Raw genomic sequence first — 20,210 nt, 5'->3', positions numbered from 1 at the left:
GCACGGCCAGATCGTGCGTGAGGGGGAGCCAACATGGTGGATGCCGCACGAGCGCGCAAGCTCGCCGACCGCATCCAGCAGATCGTCGCCGAGATGCTGGAGCGACGGATCAAGGACCCGCGTCTCGGCTTCGTCACCGTGACCGACACGCGCGTCACCGCTGACCTGCGCGAGGCGACGGTCTTCTACACGGTTTTCGGCTCCGAGGCCGAGCGGGCCGACAGCGCGGCCGCCCTGGAGAGCGCCAAGGGGATCATCCGTTCCGAGGTGGGCCGCCAGACCGGTGTGCGCTTCGCCCCGACGCTGACCTTCAAGCACGACCCGCTGCCCGACAGCGCCCGCCACCTGGACGACCTCATCAGCGCGGCACGGGCGCGCGACGCCGAGGTGGCCCGGCAGGCGCAGGGCGCCTCCTACGCCGGCGAGCCGGACCCCTACCGCAAGCCAGAGGAGGAGGACGACGACGAGCTCGCCGACCTCCAGGGGAGCGAACGCGCGGCCGGGGACGACCAGGCGTGACGCCGGACGTACGCGACCGGGCCGACCGGCCGCCGCGGACCCGGGCGGGCGCGGGCCACGGCATCCCCGAGAGCGCGTGGAAGCGCGCGCTGCGGCTGATCGACTCGGCCGACGAGATCGGGCTGGCCTGCCACGTGACGCCCGACGGCGACGCGCTCGGCTCCATGCTGGCGGTGGCGTTCACGCTGCGCGCGATGGGCAAGCGGGTGCGCGCGTCGTTCGGCGACCGGCAGTTCGAGGTGCCGCGCCTGCTGCGGTTCCTGCCGGGGCAGGAGATGCTGGTGCCGCCGGCCGAGTTTCCCGCCGCGCCCGAGCTGGTGATCACCTTCGACTCGTCGACGTTCGAGCGGCTGGGGCTGCTCAGCGGCAACACCGCGCGGGCGGCCGAGGTCATCGTGGTCGACCACCATCCGGCCGGCGCCGGGTTCGGCACGCTGGGGCTCGTCGACTCCCACGCCGCCGCCACGGCGATGCTGGCCGAGCAGCTCATCTACCGGCTCGGCGGGCGGCTCGACCGTGACATCGCCACCTGCCTCTACGCCGGGCTGGTGACCGACACCGGCTCGTTCCGCTACTCCTCCACGACGCCTGCCGTGCATGAGATGGCGGCGAGGCTGGTGGCGACGGGGCTGCGCACCGACGAGATCGCCCGCGAGCTGTGGGACCGCTCGCCGTTCGGCTACCTCAAGGTGCTGGCGGCGGCGCTCGACCGGGTGCGGCTGGAGGACGACCTGGTCTGGACGTACGTCACGCGGGTCGACCGGGCCGCGCACGGGCTCCCGTACGCGGAGATCGAGGGCATCATCGACGTCGTGCGCCGCACCGACGAGGCCGAGGTGGCGGTCGTGCTCAAGGAAGACGACGAGGGCGCCTGGCAGGTGTCCACCAGGTCCAAGGGCGCCGTCGACGTGGGCGCCGCGTGCGCGGCCCTGGGCGGCGGCGGCCATCACAACGCGGCCGGCTACACCTCGCACGATGGCGTCGAGGACACCATGGCCGCCCTCAGGAGAGAGCTGGGAAAGGCGTAGATGGCCGAGAGCGGTCTGATCATCGTCGACAAGCCGGGCGAGTGGACCTCCCATGACGTGGTGGCCAGGATGCGGCGCCTCGCGGGCACCCGCCGCGTGGGCCACGCCGGCACCCTCGACCCGATGGCGACGGGCGTGCTGGTGGTCGGCGTGGAGAAGGCCACCCGGCTGCTCGGTCACCTGACGCTGACGGAGAAGGTCTACGAGGCCACCATCCGGCTCGGCGTCACCACCAACACCGACGACGCCGAGGGCGAGATCACCGCGACCGCGTCGGCGTCCGGCGTCGCCGCCGAAGAGATCCGCAAGGGCGTCGAGGCGCTGACGGGCGCCATCATGCAGGTTCCGCCGCAGGTCAGCGCCATCAAGGTCAACGGGCAGCGGGCCTACAAGATGGCGCGCGCGGGCGAGGAGGTCGAGCTGGCCGCCCGGCCCGTCACGGTGCGGGCCTTCGACGTGCTCGACGTACGCGCCCATGACGATGTGGTGGACGTGGACGCCGTGGTCACCTGCTCCAGCGGCACCTACATCCGCTCGCTGGCCCGCGACCTCGGGGCCGCGCTCGGCGTCGGCGGCCACCTGACGCGGCTGCGCCGCACCCGCGTCGGCCCGTACGACCTGTCGCTGGCCAGGACGATCGACGAGCTCGCCGAGCGGTGCGTGATCCTGCCCATCGGGGAGGCGGTCGCCGCGGCGTTCCCGCGCAGGGACGTCACCGCCGAGGAGGCGAGGGTCATCGGGCACGGCGGCCGGCTGGCCGCGGCCGGGCTGGGCGAGGGGCCGATCGGCGTGTTCGGCCCGGACGGCACGCTGCTGGCGCTGATGGAGGAGCAGGGCCGTACGGCCAGGCCGCTCGCTGTCTTCGTCTAGGTCGGCTTCGTCTAGGCGGGCTTGGTGGCGACGATGATGTCGCGCACGATCGCCTGGTCCACCCAGTGCTCGAAGTCGGGGTAGTCCATGACCTCCAGGCCGGCGCCGGTCAGGATGGCGGCGAGCTCCTCGCGCTTGCCGCCGTAGGTGTTCCAGGCGATGCCCATGGCCCCGCCGGGCCGCAGCAGCTCCGCCCAGATCGGCACCGCCCGGCGCAGCAGCTCCAGCGGGCTGCGCGACAGGCCCGAGCCGCCCTTGCTGCCGTGCTGGACGCCGTAGGGCGCGTCGGTGACCACCAGGTCGAACGAGCGCGGCTTGAAGAACTCCCTGCTCCGCAGCGTGTCGCCGTTGACCATGGCGAGGTGCTGCACGTCGCCGTGCTTGACCGCCTCCTTCGACGGCCCGAACGTGACGTTGAGCCGCCGCCCTACGAGCGCCCGCTCCCGGCGCACCGGCACGGTCTCGGCGGTGTGCTTGAGCCGCTTGTTGCGCAGCCAGGTCTTGATGAAGCCGGTGTATGCCTCGAAGTCCTTGGCGTCGACGTCGAGGCCGTAGGCGTCGTAGCCGTACATGAGGGCCTGGTTGAGCGTGGTCCCCCGGCCGCAGAGCGGGTCGAACACCGACAGCCGCTCGCCGAGGCCCTTGCCCGAGGCCAGCGCGGTGACGTTGAGCAGCAGCTTGGTGAAGTGCTCGTTGGTCTTGCCGGCGTACTTCTGGATGGTGATGAGGTCGCTGCTCAGCCGGTCGAGCGGCCGTACGGGCAGCGGGCGCAGCAGCGGCTGCTGCTCGTCCTCACCCTCGACACCCTCGACACCGAACAGCGCGTAGACCGACGACAGGTTGGACAGCAGCGCGACGTCCTGCTCCGCCAGCGGCGCGGCCGTCTCGAACGTGACGTAGGGGACGCCACCGAACACGCGCTCCTCACTCCCGGAAATCTCCGCCCGCAGCCCCCGCGCGCCGAAGACGGCCAGCTCGCTCCTCGTCAGCCGGACGGAGCTGTCGGCGTAGACCCGGTTGAACGCAGGCAGGATCAGAAGCGCGTATCGAGGCATGATGGCCGAGTGTAGCCCCCTCGGTTGGAGGTCACGGCCAGGCGCGTGGCAGGCTTGTGTGGTTCGATCCGCGACGAGCGAATGGGGTCCGGCGTGCAGGGTTCGGGTAGGTCTGTCGTCACCGTCGGCGTGTACGACGGAGTGCACCGGGGCCACCAGCGTGTCCTCGGACGGGCCGTGGCCGTCGCGCGCGAGCGGGGGCTGCCCGCCGTGGCCGTCACCTTCGAACCGCACCCCGACGAGGTCGTGCGCCCCGGGACGCATCCGGCCCGGCTGACCGGTGCCCGACGCCGCGCTGAGCTGCTGCGCGCGCTCGGCGTGGACGTGGTCGAGGTCGTGCCGTTCACGCTGGAGCTGTCGCGCGCCGACGCGGCCGAGTTCGCGCGTACGGTGCTGGCCGAGCGGCTGCGGGCGGCGGTCGTGGTAGTGGGGGAGGGGTTCACCTTCGGGCGGGACGCCGGCGGCGATGTCGAGACTTTGCGGGCGCTGGGCGACAAGTACGACTTCACGGTCGAGGTCCTGCCCCGCGTGGCCGGGGTGTCCTCGACCGGCGTACGCGAGCGCATCGTGGCCGGCGACGTCGAGGGCGCGGCGGCGCTGCTCGGCCGCCCGCACCGGGTGGAGGGCGTCGTCGTGCGCGGCTACCAGCGGGGCCGGCAGCTCGGCTTCCCCACCGCCAACGTCGAGACGCCCCCGCACACCGCGATCCCGGCCGACGGCGTCTACGCCGGCTGGCTGGAGTGCGTGCCCGTGGCCAACCTGCCCGCGCTCTATCCCGGCGAGCGGTGGCCGGCGGCCATCTCGGTCGGCACCAATCCGACGTTCGAGGGGGTGCCGCGCACGGTGGAGGCGTACGCGCTGGACCGCGACGACCTCGAGCTCTACGGCGCGCACGTGGCGGTCGACTTCGCCGCCCGGCTGCGCGGCAACACCCGCTTCGAGTCGATCGAGGCGCTGGTCGAGCAGATCCAGGCCGACGTCGAGGCCGCCCGCCGGCTGACCGCGTGAGGCTCCGGCGCGGCGCTCGCCCGAGCACCGTGCACGAGATGGTAACGTGGCATGTCGGCTCTGTGACGGCAGCGCTTTCGCGCCTTCGCCCACGTCGGCCATCCTCGCGGCGACTGTAGGCACGCACGGTCGTTCGCGCTTTTGTCACATTCACGCGTGCCCGAAGATCGAAGGAGAGCCGTGTCCCTCGACACCGCTGCCAAGAAGAACATCATCAGCGAGTACGCCACCGCCGAAGGCGACACCGGCTCGCCCGAGGTGCAGATCGCGCTGCTCAGCAAGCGCATCAGCGAGCTGACCGAGCACCTCAAGACGCACAAGCACGACCACCACAGCCGTCGCGGCCTGCTGCTGCTCGTCGGCCGTCGCCGCCGTCTGCTGAAGTACCTGCAGAAGGTCGACATCCAGCGCTACCGGACGCTCATCGAGCGCCTCGGTCTGCGCCGATAGCATGGGAAGGGAGCGGCGCGCACGCCGCTCCCTTCTTCATATGGGTAGAGCAACAGCGTGAGGCGCGTGGCGAGGTGAAAACAGCCCCGCGCCTGACGTACAACTGAAGATCCGAGACACACAGCCCCCGCGTCCGCTCAGCACCATGCGACCCGCGACGCCTGCGGGCCGGTCCTCGGTAGTGGCTTCCGGTAAGAACGCACGTGACCGGGCGCTTCGATCGAAGACCGGCGCTGCACCTAACGAGGGTGCCGGTGAGAAAAGGGCGCGGGAGACCGACCACAAGGAGGTCCCCCGTGGAGGGTGTCCACACCGCTGAAGCCGTCATAGACAACGGCTCTTTCGGCACGCGTACGATCCGGTTCGAGACCGGTCGTCTCGCGCGTCAGGCGGCCGGCTCCGCGGTCGCCTATCTCGACAACGAGACCATGGTCCTGTCGGCCACCACGGCTTCCAAGACCCCCAAGGAGCAGTTCGACTTCTTCCCGCTGACGGTCGACGTCGAGGAGCGCATGTACGCGGCGGGCCGCATCCCCGGCTCGTTCTTCCGCCGTGAGGGCCGGCCGTCCGAGGACGCCATCCTCACCTGCCGGCTGATCGACCGGCCGCTGCGCCCGTCGTTCGTCAAGGGCCTGCGCAACGAGGTGCAGGTCGTCGCCACCGTCATGGCGCTGCACCCCGACCACCTCTACGACGTGGTCGCCATCAACGCCGCTTCGCTGTCCACGCAGCTCGCCGGGCTGCCGTTCTCCGGTCCGATCGGCGGCGTGCGGGTCGCGCTGATCGACGGCCAGTGGGTGGCCTTCCCGACGCATCCCGAGCTGGAGCGGGCCACGTTCGACATGGTGGTGGCCGGCCGGGTGCTGGCCGACGGCGACGTCGCGATCATGATGGTCGAGGCCGAGTCCACCAAGGACACGCTCAAGCTGGTCGCCGAGGGCGCGGTCGCGCCCAACGAGGAGGCCGTGGCGCAGGGCCTGGACGCCGCGAAGCCGTTCATCAAGGTGCTGTGCGAGGCGCAGTCGCGCATCGCGCAGGTCGCGGCCAAGGAGACCGCCGAATACCCGGTCTTCCTCGACTACCAGGACGACACCTACGCCGCCGTCGAGGCCGCGATCAAGAACGAGCTGGCCGCCGCGCTCACCATCGCAGGCAAGCAGGAGCGCGAGAACGAGCTCGACAAGGTCAAGGCGCTCGCCGCCGAGAAGCTGCTGCCCGAGTTCGAGGGCCGCGAGAAGGAGATCGGCGCCGCTTTCCGCGCCGTGATGAAGAAGCTGATGCGCGCCCGCGTGGTCAGCGAGGGCGTACGCATCGACGGCCGCGGCACCAAGGACATCCGTGAGCTGTCCGCCGAGGTCCACGTGGTGCCGCGGGTGCACGGCTCGGCGCTGTTCGAGCGTGGCGAGACCCAGATCATGGGCATCACCACCCTCAACATGCTGCGCATGGAGCAGGTCATCGACACGCTCAACCCCGACCGCACCAAGCGCTACATGCACAACTACAACTTCCCGCCCTACTCCACGGGCGAGACCGGCCGCGTGGGCTCGCCCAAGCGGCGCGAGATCGGCCACGGCGCGCTGGCCGAGCGGGCGCTGATCCCCGTGCTGCCGACGCGCGAGGAGTTCCCGTACGCCATCCGCCAGGTCTCCGAGGCGCTCGGCTCCAACGGCTCGACCTCGATGGGCTCGGTCTGCGCCTCGACGATGTCGCTGCTGGACGCCGGCGTGCCGCTCAAGGAGATGGTCGCGGGCATCGCGATGGGCCTGATCGGCGAGGGCGACGACTACGTCACGCTCACCGACATCCTCGGCGCCGAGGACGCCATGGGCGACATGGACTTCAAGGTCGCCGGCACCCGTGACGTCATCACCGCCCTGCAGCTCGACACCAAGCTCGACGGCATCCCGGCCTCCGTGCTGGCCGGCGCGCTCAAGCAGGCCAAGGGCGCCCGCCTGGCGATCCTCGACGTCATGCAGGAGGCCATCGACCGGCCGGCCGAGATGAACCCGACCGCGCCGCGCATCATCACGATCAAGGTCCCGGTAGACAAGATCGGCGAGGTCATCGGCCCGAAGGGCAAGATGATCAACCAGATCCAGGACGACACGGGCGCCGAGATCACCATCGAGGACGACGGCACGATCTACATCGGCGCCACCGACGGCCCGTCCGCCGAGGCGGCCCGGTCGGCGATCAACGCCATCGCCAACCCGCACATGCCGGAGGTCGGCGAGCGCTACCTGGGCACGGTCGTCAAGATCGCCGCCTTCGGCGCGTTCGTCTCGCTCATGCCCGGCAAGGACGGCCTGCTGCACGTCTCGCAGATCCGCAAGCTGCACGGCGGCAAGCGGATCGAGAACGTCGAGGACGTCATGGGCGTCGGCGAGAAGATCCAGGTCGAGATCGCCGAGATCGACGGCCGGGGCAAGCTGTCCCTGGTTCCGGTCGAGGTCATCGAGAAGGAGGCCGCCGAGCGCGAGGCCAAGGCCGCCACGGCCGGCGAGGGCGACGAGGGCGAGGCCCCGCAGGCCGACGCCGACGCCGCGCCCGCCGAGGACCGTTCGGAGCGCCCGCGCCGCACCCGCACCCGCGTGCGCACCCGCGGCTCGGCCAACGGCGAGGGGGACGACCGCAACTCGTGAACACCACCACGCTGCACCCCGGTAAGGACGGAGCCGGGGAAGTCAAGCGCACCGTCCTCCCCGGTGGGCTGCGTGTGGTGACCGAGACCATGCCGACCGTGCGTAGCGTCGCGGTCGGCATGTGGGTCGGCATCGGCTCGCGGGACGAGGCCCCCGAGCACATGGGCGCCACCCACTTCCTCGAACACCTGCTGTTCAAGGGCACCCCCACGCGGGACGCGATGGAGATCTCGGCCTCCGTCGAGGGCATCGGCGGCGAGATCAACGCCTTCACCGCCAAGGAATACACCTGCTACTACGCGCGGGTGCTCGACGAGGACCTGCCGCTCGCGGTGGACGTCCTCGCCGACGTGGTGACCAGCTCGCTGGTGACCGAGGACGACGTGGAGTCCGAGCGGGGCGTGATCCTGGAGGAGATCGCCATGCACGACGACGACCCGTCCGACGTCGTGCACGAGCAGTTCGCCGCGGCGCTCTACGGCGACTCGCCGATCGGCCGGCCCATCCTCGGCACGGTCGAGTCGATCAACACGCTCGGGCGCGAGCGCATCGCCGAGTACTACCACCGCTACTACCGGCCGCGCCGCACCGTGGTCTCCGTCGCCGGCAACGTCCGGCATGAGGAGGTCGTCGAGCTGGTCGCGCGGGCGTACGAGCGGGCCGGCGCGCTGAGCGGCCCCGCCGAGTACGAACCGCCGCGCACCAGCGGCCCCGGCGCCGGCCCGCGTCCCGGCGTGCGGGTGCTCGACCGGCCCACCGAGCAGGCCAACCTGGTGCTCGGCACCACCGGCCTGTCCCGGACCGACGACCGCCGCTTCGCGCTGGGCGTGCTCAACGCGGCGCTCGGCGGCGGCATGTCGTCGCGGCTGTTCCAGGAGATCAGGGAGAAGCGCGGGCTGGCGTACTCCGCCTACAGCTACACCTCCGCCTACGCCGACACCGGGCAGTTCGGCATCTACGTCGGCTGCCTGCCGACGAAGATCGACGACGTGCTCAAGATCTGCCGGGACGAGGTGGCCCGGGTGGTCGCCGAAGGGCTGAGCGAGGAGGAGATCGGGCGCGGCAAGGGCCAGATGCGCGGCGGCCTCGTGCTCGGGCTGGAGGACACCGGCTCGCGCATGTCCAGGATCGGCAAGAACGAGCTCGTCTACGAGGAGCTCATGTCGGTGGACGAGGTGCTGGCGCGCATCGAGGCGGTCACCTCCGAGGAGATCGACGAGATCGCCCGCGACGTGCTCAACCGGCCGCTCACGCTCGCCGTGATCGGCCCGTACGGCGACAAGGACTTCACCGACGCGATCCGCTGAACGCCGGCGGATCGGCAGCGAAACGGCTGTCGAACGGCGGTGGACGGCGGTGGACGGCCCTCGCGCCCGCCCGGCGCGGGGGCCGTTCGCGTGCCTTGGGATAGGGTTGCCCTGTGATCAGGGTAGGTGTGCTGGGCGCGCTCGGGCGCGTGGGCGTCGAGGTGTGCAAGGCGGTCGAGGCGGCCCCCGACATGGAGCTGGTTGCCGCGCTCGACAAGGACGACCCCGTCGAAGGGCTCACGGGCGCGGAGGTGGTGGTCGACTTCACCCACCCCGACGTCGTCATGGGCAACCTCGAATGGGCGATCTCCCACGGCATCCATCCCGTCGTGGGGACGACGGGGTTCGACGAGGGGCGGCTGGCGACCGTACGCGCCTGGCTGGGCGAGAATCCCGGCACCAACTGCCTGATCGCCCCCAACTTCGGCATCGCCGCCGTGCTCATGATGCACTTCGCCCAGCAGGCGGCCCGCTACTTCGAGTCGGTCGAGATCGTCGAGCTGCACCACCCCAACAAGGCCGACGCCCCGTCCGGCACCGCCCGCCGTACCGCGGAGCTGGTGGCCGAGGCCCGCGCCAAGGCCGGCACGGGTGCGATGCCCGACGCGACCAGCACCTCGCTCGACGGAGCCCGCGGGGCAGACGTCGGCGGTGTGCGCGTGCACGCGGTGCGCCTGGCCGGCCTCATCGCGCACCAGGAGGTCCTGCTGGGCGGCGACGGCGAGATCCTCACGATCCGCCACGACACGATGAGCCGGTCGGCGTTCACGCCGGGCGTCCTGCTCGGGGTCCGCCGGGTGCGCGAGCTTCCCGGCCTCACGATCGGCCTGGAGCCCCTGCTCGACCTGTGACCGGCCCGACCTGCGACCGGCACGGCCGCACGACGTGCCCACCAGGCGATGGGCCGGTGGGCACGCCGTGAGGAGAGGGTCCCGACTCCGCACAGCCGGGCCTACGATCACCCACATTAATAACGGCGTGCGCGATCGGCCCGAAGGATGAGATCGTGTCGGCGTGGTGCGATGGGCTGATCCGGAAGAACTCCCCGGTCTGGTGTCGGTCGAGCTGGCGGCCGACCGGCTGTTCGAGCAGGTCGGCATCACGTTCCCGCCGGGCACGACGATGATCGAGGAGGCCGGCGATCCCGGGCGCGTCCTGGTCGAGGGCGAGCCGCCGGCCGGGTTCGCGCTGATGGGCCAGGTGGACGGGCACCTCCATCTCGACCAGCTCGCCGTGCACCCTGAGAGCATGCGCCGCGGCATCGGCGGGCGGCTCGTGACGGCCGTCCTCGACCACGCCCGCGCCGTCGGAGCCCCGCGCGTGACGCTGACCACCTACCGCGACGTCCCGTGGAACGCCCCCTGGTACACCCGTCACGGCTTCGCCGTCCTCCCGCCGGAGGAGTGGGGGCCGGAGCTGCGCGCGCTGGTGGAGCACGAGCGCGAGCTCGGCCTGGAGGTCGCGCCCCGCGTGGTGATGAGCGCCGCCACTGCCTGACTGCCATGGGCGTCTAAGGGCGGGGGCGGTGGGTGGTGAGCCAACCGGTGGCGTGGTCCACGGCGGCCCGTAGGGAGAACAGCCGCGCCTCGGCCGCCCCCACCTGTCCCCTCCGCACCGCCCCCGTCCGCTCGAACGCGGCCCCGAGCGTGCTGAAGTCGCTCGCGTCCAGCTTCAGGTCCTCGAACTCGACCCACCGTCGCCCGTCCCCGTCGTCCACCACGGCCCGGTAGGTGCGCCGTGGCGGGTGGTCGGCGCACCGGTATTCGGCCAGGTGGAAGGCGGTGCACCGGTCGTAGCCGACGCCGAGCAGCAGCACCTGGGCGTCGGCGTCGTACAGGCGGGCGAGGGGGGAGCGCTCGCCGAGCAGGCAGTCCCGCGCGTGCCCGTCGGTGATCTCCGCCGCCCTGGGCCCGACGGCGGCGATCGAGGTGTGCGGGTGCGCGCTGCGCCGCGCTCCCGGCAGCGTACGTACGTGCTCGGCGATCACTCCCATCCCCTGCGACGGCGTGGTGGCGGGATCGAAGGCCGGCATGCGTTCGCGGTAGGCGGCGACCTCCTCGGGCGTCATCCCGGCCACCGCCGCCCGGTAGAGGGGCGAGGTGTCGGAGTTCCCGGCGGTGCCGGCGGGGACGGCGAGCGTGCCGCCGTCGCCGAGCAGCCCGCGCAGGGCCGCGACCACGGTGGCGGCCCCGCCTTCGGTGGGACCGACCTGGCGCAGCGAGGAGTGCAGCATCACGACCTGACCGAAAGCCACACCAAGAGCTGAAAAATCACGACTCAGGGCGTTAAAGGTGTATATCGGGCACTTAAGGCTCTTAGTGGTCACAAGATCATCCGATCAGGCGCAGGGGGTGCTGTCGAGGCTGTTTGGTCATTCTTAGCCGTTCTGTTGATCATGGCGGCATAAATGCCACGCTGGCGACGGTATAGTGACGGACCAGAAGGGGTGCCGGATGCGTACGGCAGGGTGTTGTCCCCTATACTGCAACGGGTCGCGGCTGGTAAATAGCTGGTAAGTAGTCCCATCCCCCATGTAAGAGGCGGCTTGTGTCATGCTCGACCGCTTATGACCGAAAGGTCGGGTTCGAAAAGGCAGGGGGCGTGGACGAGACGGTTGGCCAAACGCGGCATAAAGCGCAAAAAATGCCGATAAGGTCCGGAATCGCCCCGATTTGGGCTGGTTCGGCCATTTCGACAGTCGGTACGCGCACGCTCGGTGTCGCCTATCCGCTTCTCGCCCTGGTGCAGACGTCCTCACCCGCCGCCGCAGGCTGGGCCGGATTCGCGCTCACCCTCCCCATCCTGCTCTTCTACGTGCCCGGCGGCTTTCTGGTCGACCGGATCTCACCCCGCCGGGTCATCCTGTGCGTGGAGGCCGGTCGCCTGCTCAGCGTGGCCTCCGTGCTGGTCGCCATGATGTTCGGCGGGCCGTCGCTCACGCACCTCCTGCTGGCCGCGGCGGTCGAGGGCAGCCTCTGGGTGCTCTACACCCTGGCGGAGTCGGCCCTGCTGCCCGCGATGGTGCAGCCGGCCAGGATGCACAACGCGCTCGCCAAGAGCGAGGCCGCGAGCCACTTCGCCTCGCTGGCCGGCCGGCCGCTCGGCGGCTATCTTTTCGGGGTCGGCCGGTTCGTTCCCTTCGTGGTCAACTCGGTCCTCTTCGCGGTCTCCTACGCCCTGTTCTTCGGCTGGGGGCGCGACACGGGCCGGGGCCCCAACCGGCCGTCACGGCTGCGGGACCTGGCCGAGGGCTTCCGCGAGCTCACCAAGCTGCCGTTCCTGGGCGGCTCGATCGTGGTGACCACCTTCACCAACCTCATGGTCAACACCCTGATCATGATCTACGTCGCGGGGTCCGGGGACATGTCCTCGCTCAAGGTCGGGATCGTGCTGGCGGCGGGAGGGGTGGGCGGCGTGCTGGGCTCGGCCCTGTCGGTCGTCCTGCCGCCTCTGCGCGGCGTGCTGCGGCTGCACCTGTGGATCTGGGCGTTCGCGCTCGTGCTGGCGGCGTTCGGCACGTACGTGAGCCTGCCGTCCTACTTCTTCGCCCTGGCTCTGGTGGCCACGGGCATCGGGGGCGCGCTCAGCAACGTGGCGATCAGGTCGGTGGAGGTCCACAAGGTCGATCCGGCGACGCTGGCCCGGGTCGTCGGCGTGTCACGCCTCTCCTCGTACGGTGCGTTCTGCTTCGCCGCGCCCCTGGGCGGCTTCATGGTGGCCTGGGGCGACGTGCAGGGCGGCTCGGCGGTGTTGTGCCTGCTCATGCTGACCGCGGCGGCACTGAGCGGCTGGCCGCCGATAGGCGCGCGGTTGACCCCGCTGCTGCCGCCCGACCTGCCGAGGCCCGAGCTGCCGAGACTGCCGAAGCTGCTCGGGGCACACCGCCCGTCTCGGGACCTCGTGCCCTCGCCCGGGGTCGAAAGGTGAGTTTCCCCGGCCATTCATCAAAAAAGGCGCGTCGCGGAAATCCCGCGTGCCGTCATCGAGCGCGGAGCTCGGTGGACAGCCCCGCCAGGGAGTTGCCGAAGGCCGCGACGTCGCCGCCCTCGTCCAGGCAGGACGTCATCGCCGCGCGGAGCGCCGCGCTTTCCACCGACAGCATGTCCGCCAAGGAAAGAGCGCTGACGTCGATCAACGTGCCCTGCTTCTGATGCCCGTCACGCATGCGCACTCCATCCGTTTCGGTCGCCCGCACAGGAACCGATGCGCGGGCGCGTTCTTCATTGGGGCTATTTAGCATTCTGTGACAGCGCGGTGCGCTAATCAACCTCTAGTATGGGGTTCTACGGTTGCCTCACCTCTTCGGATATGAAGCGGAGGACCGACGTGTCGGAGAATTTCCTGCCGCCGCAGAGCTCTCAGGTCTGGGAACGCGTGCCCAATCGCAATCCGAACTTCACCGGCCGCAAGGACCTCCTCACGGCACTGAGAAAAAGCATCAACACCGTGACCGCGGTCGTCGCGCAGCCGCGGGCGCTCCAGGGCCTCGGCGGCGTCGGCAAGACGCAGCTGGCCATCGAGTACGCCTGGCAATACCGCGCCCACTACGACCTGGTCCTCTGGGTCTCCGCCGACCAGCCCCTGCTGGTGCCCTCGACGCTGGCGGACATGGCGCCGAAGCTCGGCCTGCCCCCCGCGAGCAGCACCGGCGTGGAGAAGACCGCCCAGGAGGTCATCCGCGCGCTGGAGAGCGGGTCACCGTACCGCGGCTGGCTGGTGATCTTCGACAACGCCGAAGAACCCGAGTTCGTCAAGGAGTTCATCCCGCGAGGCCCCGGCCACGTCATCATCACCTCGCGCAACTCGCGCTGGAGCGACCACGAGCCCACGATCCAGGTGGACGTCTTCAGGCGTGAGGAGAGCGTGGCCTTCCTCCGCAGGCGCCTCAACGAGACGGTCAGCCTCGACGAGGCCGACCGCATCGCCGAGCAGCTCGGAGACCTGCCGATCGCGCTCGAACAGGCCGCGGCCCTGCTGGTCCGCACCCTGATGCCGGTGGAGGACTACCTGGAGCTGCTGCAGGAGCAGACCAGCAGGCTGCTGGAGCTGGAGAAGTCACCCACCTACCCGACCTCCATGACGGCGGCGTGGCGCCTGTCGGTCGACCAGCTGCAGAAGACCCTTCCCGCCGCCGTCGAGGTGCTGCGCTGCTGCGCGTTCTTCGGCCCCGAGCCCATCCCGCGCGACGTCTTCCGCCGGGGCAACCGCGCGGTCGGCCCGCGTCTCGGGCCCATCCTCTCCGACCCGATCACGCTCACCAACGCGCTGAGCCAGCTGGAGCGGCTGGCCCTGGTCAAGGTGGAGCCGTCCGTACGCACCCTCCAGGTCCACCGGCTCAACCAGGCCCTGCTGCGCGACGAGACCCCGGAGAAGGACCGCGCAGAGCTGCGCCACGAGGTCCACCTGCTGCTGTCGGGCACCGCACCCGCCGACCCCGACGACACGGTCAACTGGCCCCGCTACGAGGAGCTGGCCGCGCACCTGGAGCCGTCCGGCCTGATCGACTGCACGGTGCCGAGCGTCCGCAGGTTCGCCCTCGACCTGGTGCGCTACCTGTACGTACGCGGCAGCTACCGCCAGGCGCAGGCGCTGATCAACGAGTACATCGCGAAGTGGACCCAGGTAGACGGCCTCGACCACAAGGACGTGCTGGTCGCCCGCGTCCACCTGTCCAACGTCTACCTGCAGCTCGCCCAGTACACCAAGTCCGTCCAGCTCGTCGCCGAGACCTTCGCCCTGATGACCGACACGCTCGGCGCCGACCACTCCGAGACGTTGTGGGCAAAGATCGGCTACGCCGGCGCCCTGCGCGGCCGGGGCGAGTTCTCCCAGGCCCAGAAGCTGGACGCGGAGGCGTCCGAGACCTACGAGCGCCTCTACGGCGACAGCGACCCGCTGACCCTGCGCGCCCGCCACAGCCTCGCCCTCGACTACACCCTGACCAGCGACTACGACCGGGCCAGCGAGCTGCTCCAGGACGTCTACCTCAAGCAGAGCAGCATGGAGGGCATCGGCCGCCGGGTGCTGCTGCTCACGTGGACCAACCTCAGCCGGGCCGTCCGCCTGAACGGCCAGTTCGAGGTGGCCACCGACCTGGCCGAGGAGGCCTACTCCTACGGCGTGGCGAGCCTGGGCGAGGACCACCCGAGCACGCTGCTCGCGGCCAAGGACTTCGCGGTCTGCCTGCGCCGCGTGGGCAGGCTGCCCGAGGCCCTGCAGCTCATGCGGGACACCCACATCCGTTCGCGCCGGCTGTTCGGCGACGAGCACGCCTACACACTGGCCGCCGCCTTCGGCCTGGCCAACGTGCTGCGCGCCGTCGGCGAGCTGGACGAGGCGCTGGAGATCACCGAGCGGGCCCTGCGGCTCTACCCGGCGGTCTTCGGCGACGATCACCCGTTCACCCACGCGGCGCGGATCAACCACGCCCTGCTCCTCCGCCTCACGGGCAACCCCGAGGCCGCCCTCGCGCTGGACGAGCGGGCGCTGGCCGGGCTCACCGCCCGCGTCGGCCGCGACCACGACTACACCGTGAGCTGCGCGATCAACCTCCAGAACGACCTCGCCGCGCTCGGCAGGCACGAGGACGCGCGCGCCGTCGGCGAGGAGAACCTGCGGATCGTCCAGGCCGGCTTCTCCGCCGACCACTACCTCAGCCTCATCTGCGCGGCCAACCTCTGCCTCGACCTGGAGGCCGTCGGGGCGAGCGAGGAATCCAAACGGCTGCTCGCCGAGACGACGCAGCGCTTCGAGCTGGCCATGGGGCGCGAGCATCCCGACGCGCTGGGGCTGCTCGCGGGCGAACGGCTCAACTGCGACTTCGACCCGCCGCCCATCTGACCTGCCTCACCCGGGCTGACCCACCTCACCCCGGGGGCGGAGCCGGCCTGCCTCATCCGGGGCCGTGGGAGCGGCGGTGGGCCTCAGCCATCAGGCGGGCCCGCGCCGCCGCGCCCGCGCTCACGGGCTCGCCGTCCAGGCCCGCGAGCGTGTCGCGCAGCGTGCCGACGAAACGCGTGCCCTCCTCGGTCAGGCCGCCGCTGTCCAGCAGCGTCGCCGTGACCTGCGTGGAAGCCTCGCGCCAGCGGGCGAACTCCACCTCGGCCTTCGCCCCGTGCTCCGGGTCGGCGAGGTGCCGCCGCCAGAAGGCCGCGACGGCGGCATGCGCGTACGCGCCGTGCAGCAGCCCGTGCAGCGGACGCGGATCGGGCCGCCAGGGGGCGTAGAAGCGGCGCCCGTCGTCCGGCAGGGTGAGCGTGACGAGGTCGGTCAGCGCGTACAGCTTGATGTGCTGGAGCTCGTGCGTCAGCGTGAGCGCCATGCCGATCCCGTCCACGGGGTCGGACAGGGCGATCGTGCCGAAGAGGTCGCGCGCGGAGGCGCTGCGCTGTTCCAGGGCGGTGCCGAGGATCGGCGTGAGCACCGAGACAACTGCGCCGACCTCCTCGGCCACCGTGGCGTGGCGCGCCCGCAGGATCTCCCACGCCTGGCCGAGACAGGTGCTCCAGCGCCGCCGCCGGGCCGGGGGCAGGCGGCCTGCCACGTCGTCGCCCAGCCACCGATAGGGGTCGAGGTCGTCCACGGTCATGGTGGTGTCCGGGCCGAAGGACATCCGGTGCAGGGCCTGCCAGTCCTGCCCGTCGCGGCCGGGACGCACCGGGAAAGCGCGCCCCCCGGCGTGGATCCGCGCGCCGCCGTCCGTCGGCTCGACGGCGGCCGTGATCCGGTCCGGGCCGCCGGGCGGCAGGGTCAGCAGGCCGAGGGAGGGCAGCACGAGCCGGCCGCCGGGCACCGGGACCTCCAGCCGGCACGCCGCCCCGGCTCGCACGGCCGCGGCCAGCGCGACCGCGGCCAGCCGGCCGGGGTCGGCCTGGCCACGGCAGGCCCGCAGCGCCCACGCGCCCACCGCGGAATGGCACAGGCAGGCGCTCACCTCGGCGGGCGCGCCCGCCTCCAGCTCGGCCAGCGCCTCGTAGGCGCGGGCGGCGGTGCCGGACTCCTCGGCGGCCAGGCGTACCAGCAGGCGATGTTTGCTCGTCTGGGCGGCGCGCAGCTCGGCCAGGGCGTCCGCGCCGCCGCCGCCCGTGGCCAGCTCGGCGAACGCGGCGGCGGACAACCGGTGCGTGACGGGTCTCATCGCCCTGCTCTCAGCCGGGCCACGTCCCGCCCGCAGCGCGCCCCGATGTGGCTGATCAGCCGGTAGAGGTCGGGGCAGTAGACCGACGGCTCGGCGAAGCCGGTGAGCGGGCTGTAGCGGTGGGCGTACTGGCCGCCGCCGCAGACCGAGACGAGGTCGCAGCGGCGGCAGGTGGACGACAGCGCCAGCTCGCCGATCTGGCGGGCGACGATGGCGGGATGCAGCAGGGCGTGGTCCAGGGGGTCGCGCAGCACGTGCAGCGGGGTCCTGGCCGCGCCCTGGAAAGCGCTCTTCAGGCTGTCGGACTGCTCGATGCCGCCGTCGGTCTCGATGACGACCATGCGCACCGGGGACAGGCCCACGTTCTCCGCACGCGATTGGCCGCCCATCAGCAGCCGCATGATCTCCCTGAACAGGCGGACGTCGGTCTGCAGCACCGGGCTGTCGTACCAGCGGTCGAAGATCTGGATCAGCCAGTCGGCGTAGGGGGTGCCGGGGGAGTCCGGCTCACGGAACGGCGGCGGCTCCGCCCAGTTGCCGTGCGGCAGCAGGAAGTCGATCGCCGGCGGGTCGAACTCCAGCAGCGCCTCGTAGGTGCGGATCGGGTCGTTGCGCACGTCAACAGTGCAGAGGAGGCCGCTGAACAGATGGTGATAAGGCCCCTCGCTCAGCCGCCGCAGCGACTCGCTGACCAGGGCGTGGCTGCCGCGCCCGTCGGCGAAGCGGCGGTGGCGGTCCTGGCCCTCCGCGTCGCCGTCCAGGCTGACCCCGATCCGGATCTCCAGCGACTCGAACAGGCGTAGGTAGTCGTCGTGCAGGCGTACGCCGTTCGTCTGGATGTGGGCGTTGACGCGGGTGCCCGTGGCCACCGCGCCGCGCACCCCTCGTACGATCCGGGCGATGAGCTCGGGGCCGGCCAGCAGCGGCTCGCCGCCGTGCAGGATGACGTCGATCTCGCCGAGGTCGTGCGCGGCGGCGTGCTCGGCGATGCGCTCGATCGCGCGGTCGGCGATCGCGTCGGACATCCTGCGCGGCTGCTCGCGCCAGCTCTGGTCGGCCATCTCGTACACGTAGCAGTGGTGGCAGGCCAGGTCGCAGCGGCTGTGGACCTTGAGGATGAACTGCTGGAAGGCGAGCGGGCGCCAGCCTCCCGCCAATAACGCGTCGACGTCGAGGAGGTCCGGGAACCCTGTGGCGTGCGAGAGTTCCGGCTCAGGGCTGAGTGACAACGGCTACCTCTTAGCGTCGTGATGCACCCCGCTCTATTTTCACCCACTTTGCCGAACAGTCAAGATTCACGACGTCAAGAAAAGAATGCTCCCGGGTTATGACGCCATTCCCGGAAAAGTCGATAAATATCGTGGATTTTTGGGGCGGAAGGGTGTTCACCGCGTCCGGGGACGCACCCGCGGCGGCGGATCCTCGAAACGCGGGCGTTGCGGCGCCTCCCCGGTCACCTTCCGTACGATGCCCGCCGCCACCTGGTAGACCTTGATGTTGCGGTCCTGGGAGACGTGCCGCAGCATCTCGAACGCCTGCTGCGAGGTGCAGCGGCGCTGCGCCATCACGATGCCGAGCGCCTGGTCGATCACCGCTCGCGTGTTGAGCGCCTCCTTGAGCTGCGCGGCCACCTCCTTCATCCGGGCCGCGCCGAGCGCGGTGCGGAACAGCACGCCGATGTGCTCGGCCGTCACCCGCGCCGTCACGCGCGTCGCCTCGGCGAAGCCGCCCCGCTCGCCCGAGTAGAGCGTCAGGACGCCCAGCAGCAGGCCCTCGGACTTCAGCGGCTCGGCGTGCAGGCTGCGCAGCCCGGCCTCGGCGGAGAACCGCGACCAGCGGGGGTCGGCCGCCAGGTCGGCCGAGGTGACGGGCTCGCCCGTGTCGAGCGCGTCGACGCAGGGCCCCTGACCGGTGACCGACTGCAGCTCGTCGAGCAGCTCGGCGCGCGCGTCGGAGCAGGCGACCGTACGCAGCCCGCCCTCGTCGCGCAGCGCGATGCTCATCATGGGGGAATCGGGCATGGCGCGGCCGGCGATGGAGAGGCAGTCGCCGAGCGCCCGTTCGAACTCCTCGATGTCCATGGGGACACTAGGCCGGTTCAACGAAGATCCCTCGCCCTCGGTTGTCCGGACCGTCCGTAACGATAAGACTGCCCTGCGGTACGGGCCTTACGCCACCCCTCAGCGGGCCCGTGAGGCGAGGTAGGCGTCCACTTCGGCGAGGTAGGCGTCCTTGACCGGACGGGGGAGCCAGGTCACCTCGAACGCGTTGCGCTCCAGCCCCGCCAGCTCCTCCTCGCTGAGCTGCAGCGCCTTGTGCAGCGCGATCAGGTTCTCCTGAACGTAGCCGTCGAAGTACGCCGGGTCGTCGGAGTTGATCGTCACCCGCACGCCCAGGTCCATCAGCTTGCGGATGCCCTCGGCCTTCATCGAGTCGGTGACGAAGCCGTTGGAGATCGGGCAGCAGGTGAGCCCCATGCCCCGCGCCAGCACCAGCTCCACCAGCCGCTGGTCCTCCAGGATGTTGACGCCGTGGTCGATCCGGTCGACGCCGATGTCCTCGATCGCCTGGCGGATGTGCTCGACCGCGTCGTCCTGGTCGACGTCGCAGTGCATGGTCAGCAGATAGCCCTCCGCGCGGGCACGGGCGTAGACCTCGGCGAACTTCGAAGGTGGGTTGCCCTTCTCGTCGGAGTCCAGGCCGACGCCGGCGATCCACTCCTTGTAAGGCAGCGACTCCAGCAGCGTCGCCATCGCGTACTCGGCCTGGAAGTCGCGCAGGAAGCACATGATGAGCTGCGCCCGCACCCCGAGCTGCGCCTCGGCGTCCATCAGCGCCCGCCGCAGCCCCCGGATCACCACGTCGAACGGCACCCCGCGCCCGGTGTGCGCCTGCGGATCGAAGAAGATCTCCGCGTAGCGGACGTTCTGCGCGGCGGCCTTACGGAGGTAGGCCATGGCCAGGTCGTAGAAGTCGGGCTCGGTGCGCAGCACCCGCATGCCCTCGTAGTAGACGGTGAGGAAGGACGGCAGACTGTCGAAGGAGTAGGCCGCGCGCATCTCCTCGGCCGACGCGTAGGGCAGTCCGAGCCCGTTGCGCGCGGCCAGCTCGAACTTGAGCTCCGGCTCCAGAGTTCCTTCGATGTGCAGGTGGAGCTCGCACTTGGGCAGCCCGGCGATGAAGTCCTTCAT

The 20,210-nt window shown here is 71.0% G+C and carries 18 protein-coding genes; 11 read left to right on the top strand and 7 right to left on the bottom strand.

Features of this window, described 5'->3' with window-relative positions:
• Positions 1–33 precede the first annotated feature (33 nt).
• Genes rbfA through truB form a run of 3 tightly spaced genes read left to right on the top strand, consistent with a single transcriptional unit; the run spans position 34 to position 2,417 of the window.
• Positions 34–519, top strand: a complete 486-nt coding sequence (gene rbfA, locus BMW85_RS40220) for a 30S ribosome-binding factor RbfA (RefSeq protein WP_091092344.1) — start codon at positions 34–36, stop codon at positions 517–519.
• Positions 516–1,547 carry a DHH family phosphoesterase gene (locus BMW85_RS40215; RefSeq protein ID WP_091092342.1) on the top strand — a complete coding sequence of 344 codons (1,032 nt, stop codon included), beginning with the start codon at positions 516–518 and terminating at the stop codon, positions 1,545–1,547. The genes rbfA and BMW85_RS40215 overlap by 4 nt, the downstream gene beginning before the upstream one ends.
• Positions 1,548–2,417: a tRNA pseudouridine(55) synthase TruB gene (truB, locus tag BMW85_RS40210; RefSeq protein ID WP_091092340.1), complete on the top strand. Its 870-nt coding sequence runs from the start codon at positions 1,548–1,550 to the stop codon at positions 2,415–2,417.
• 11 nt (positions 2,418–2,428) lie between these two features.
• Here truB and BMW85_RS40205 read toward each other — a convergent pair whose 3' ends face one another.
• Positions 2,429–3,472 carry a TRM11 family SAM-dependent methyltransferase gene (locus tag BMW85_RS40205; RefSeq protein WP_091092339.1) on the bottom strand — a complete coding sequence of 348 codons (1,044 nt, stop codon included), beginning with the start codon at positions 3,470–3,472 and terminating at the stop codon, positions 2,429–2,431.
• Positions 3,473–3,553: 81 nt separating this feature from the next.
• On the opposite strand from BMW85_RS40205, the gene BMW85_RS40200 reads away from it, so the two are divergent.
• From BMW85_RS40200 to BMW85_RS40175, 6 genes are all read left to right on the top strand, one after another.
• The gene (locus BMW85_RS40200) at positions 3,554–4,480 is read left to right on the top strand and encodes a bifunctional riboflavin kinase/FAD synthetase (protein WP_091092337.1); all 927 of its coding nucleotides are present in this window, start codon (positions 3,554–3,556) and stop codon (positions 4,478–4,480) included.
• 180 nt (positions 4,481–4,660) lie between these two features.
• A complete protein-coding gene (gene rpsO / locus BMW85_RS40195) occupies positions 4,661–4,930 on the top strand; it encodes a 30S ribosomal protein S15 (RefSeq protein WP_091092336.1) in 270 nt (89 codons plus the stop codon).
• A 296-nt stretch (positions 4,931–5,226) separates the two neighbouring features.
• On the top strand, positions 5,227–7,575 hold the full coding sequence (locus BMW85_RS40190; RefSeq protein WP_091092334.1) for a polyribonucleotide nucleotidyltransferase: 2,349 nt from the start codon (positions 5,227–5,229) through the stop codon (positions 7,573–7,575).
• The gene (locus BMW85_RS40185) at positions 7,572–8,882 is read left to right on the top strand and encodes a M16 family metallopeptidase (RefSeq protein ID WP_091092333.1); all 1,311 of its coding nucleotides are present in this window, start codon (positions 7,572–7,574) and stop codon (positions 8,880–8,882) included. Before BMW85_RS40190 ends, BMW85_RS40185 begins: the two co-directional genes overlap by 4 nt.
• Before the next feature lie 113 nt (positions 8,883–8,995).
• Positions 8,996–9,733, top strand: a complete 738-nt coding sequence (gene dapB / locus BMW85_RS40180) for a 4-hydroxy-tetrahydrodipicolinate reductase (RefSeq protein ID WP_091092330.1) — start codon at positions 8,996–8,998, stop codon at positions 9,731–9,733.
• A gap of 163 nt (positions 9,734–9,896) precedes the next feature.
• The gene (locus BMW85_RS40175) at positions 9,897–10,379 is read left to right on the top strand and encodes a GNAT family N-acetyltransferase (RefSeq protein ID WP_091092328.1); all 483 of its coding nucleotides are present in this window, start codon (positions 9,897–9,899) and stop codon (positions 10,377–10,379) included.
• Positions 10,380–10,392: 13 nt separating this feature from the next.
• On the opposite strand, the gene BMW85_RS40170 is transcribed toward BMW85_RS40175, so the two are convergent.
• On the bottom strand, positions 10,393–11,136 hold the full coding sequence (locus BMW85_RS40170) for an AAC(3) family N-acetyltransferase (RefSeq protein WP_091092326.1): 744 nt from the start codon (positions 11,134–11,136) through the stop codon (positions 10,393–10,395).
• 389 nt (positions 11,137–11,525) lie between these two features.
• On the opposite strand from BMW85_RS40170, the gene BMW85_RS40165 reads away from it, so the two are divergent.
• Positions 11,526–12,809, top strand: a complete 1,284-nt coding sequence (locus BMW85_RS40165; protein WP_091092324.1) for an MFS transporter — start codon at positions 11,526–11,528, stop codon at positions 12,807–12,809.
• Between the two features lie 52 nt (positions 12,810–12,861).
• Here the strand turns inward: BMW85_RS40165 and fxsA are convergent, their stop codons facing one another.
• Positions 12,862–13,047 carry an FxSxx-COOH cyclophane-containing RiPP peptide gene (fxsA, locus tag BMW85_RS40160; RefSeq protein ID WP_091092323.1) on the bottom strand — a complete coding sequence of 62 codons (186 nt, stop codon included), beginning with the start codon at positions 13,045–13,047 and terminating at the stop codon, positions 12,862–12,864.
• Positions 13,048–13,208: 161 nt separating this feature from the next.
• Between fxsA and fxsT the strand changes: the two genes are divergently transcribed.
• The gene (gene fxsT / locus BMW85_RS40155) at positions 13,209–15,722 is read left to right on the top strand and encodes an FxSxx-COOH system tetratricopeptide repeat protein (RefSeq protein WP_177241127.1); all 2,514 of its coding nucleotides are present in this window, start codon (positions 13,209–13,211) and stop codon (positions 15,720–15,722) included.
• 52 nt (positions 15,723–15,774) lie between these two features.
• On the opposite strand, the gene BMW85_RS40150 is transcribed toward fxsT, so the two are convergent.
• The 4 genes from BMW85_RS40150 to BMW85_RS40135 form a co-directional block, all read right to left on the bottom strand.
• A complete protein-coding gene (locus BMW85_RS40150; protein ID WP_091092319.1) occupies positions 15,775–17,019 on the bottom strand; it encodes an HEXXH motif domain-containing protein in 1,245 nt (414 codons plus the stop codon).
• The gene (locus BMW85_RS40145; RefSeq protein WP_342743492.1) at positions 17,016–18,248 is read right to left on the bottom strand and encodes an FxsB family cyclophane-forming radical SAM/SPASM peptide maturase; all 1,233 of its coding nucleotides are present in this window, start codon (positions 18,246–18,248) and stop codon (positions 17,016–17,018) included. Before BMW85_RS40145 ends, BMW85_RS40150 begins: the two co-directional genes overlap by 4 nt.
• 156 nt (positions 18,249–18,404) lie before the next feature.
• Positions 18,405–19,100 carry a GAF and ANTAR domain-containing protein gene (locus BMW85_RS40140; protein ID WP_091092315.1) on the bottom strand — a complete coding sequence of 232 codons (696 nt, stop codon included), beginning with the start codon at positions 19,098–19,100 and terminating at the stop codon, positions 18,405–18,407.
• 99 nt (positions 19,101–19,199) lie between these two features.
• Positions 19,200–20,210 carry an adenosine deaminase gene (locus tag BMW85_RS40135; RefSeq protein WP_091092313.1) on the bottom strand — a complete coding sequence of 337 codons (1,011 nt, stop codon included), beginning with the start codon at positions 20,208–20,210 and terminating at the stop codon, positions 19,200–19,202.

Origin of the sequence: Nonomuraea wenchangensis (assembly GCF_900111685.1) — a bacterium.
GTDB lineage: Bacteria > Actinomycetota > Actinomycetes > Streptosporangiales > Streptosporangiaceae > Nonomuraea > Nonomuraea wenchangensis.
Note: the sequence above shows the minus strand (reverse complement) of the source record. Positions and strands in the feature narration are given on the sequence as shown.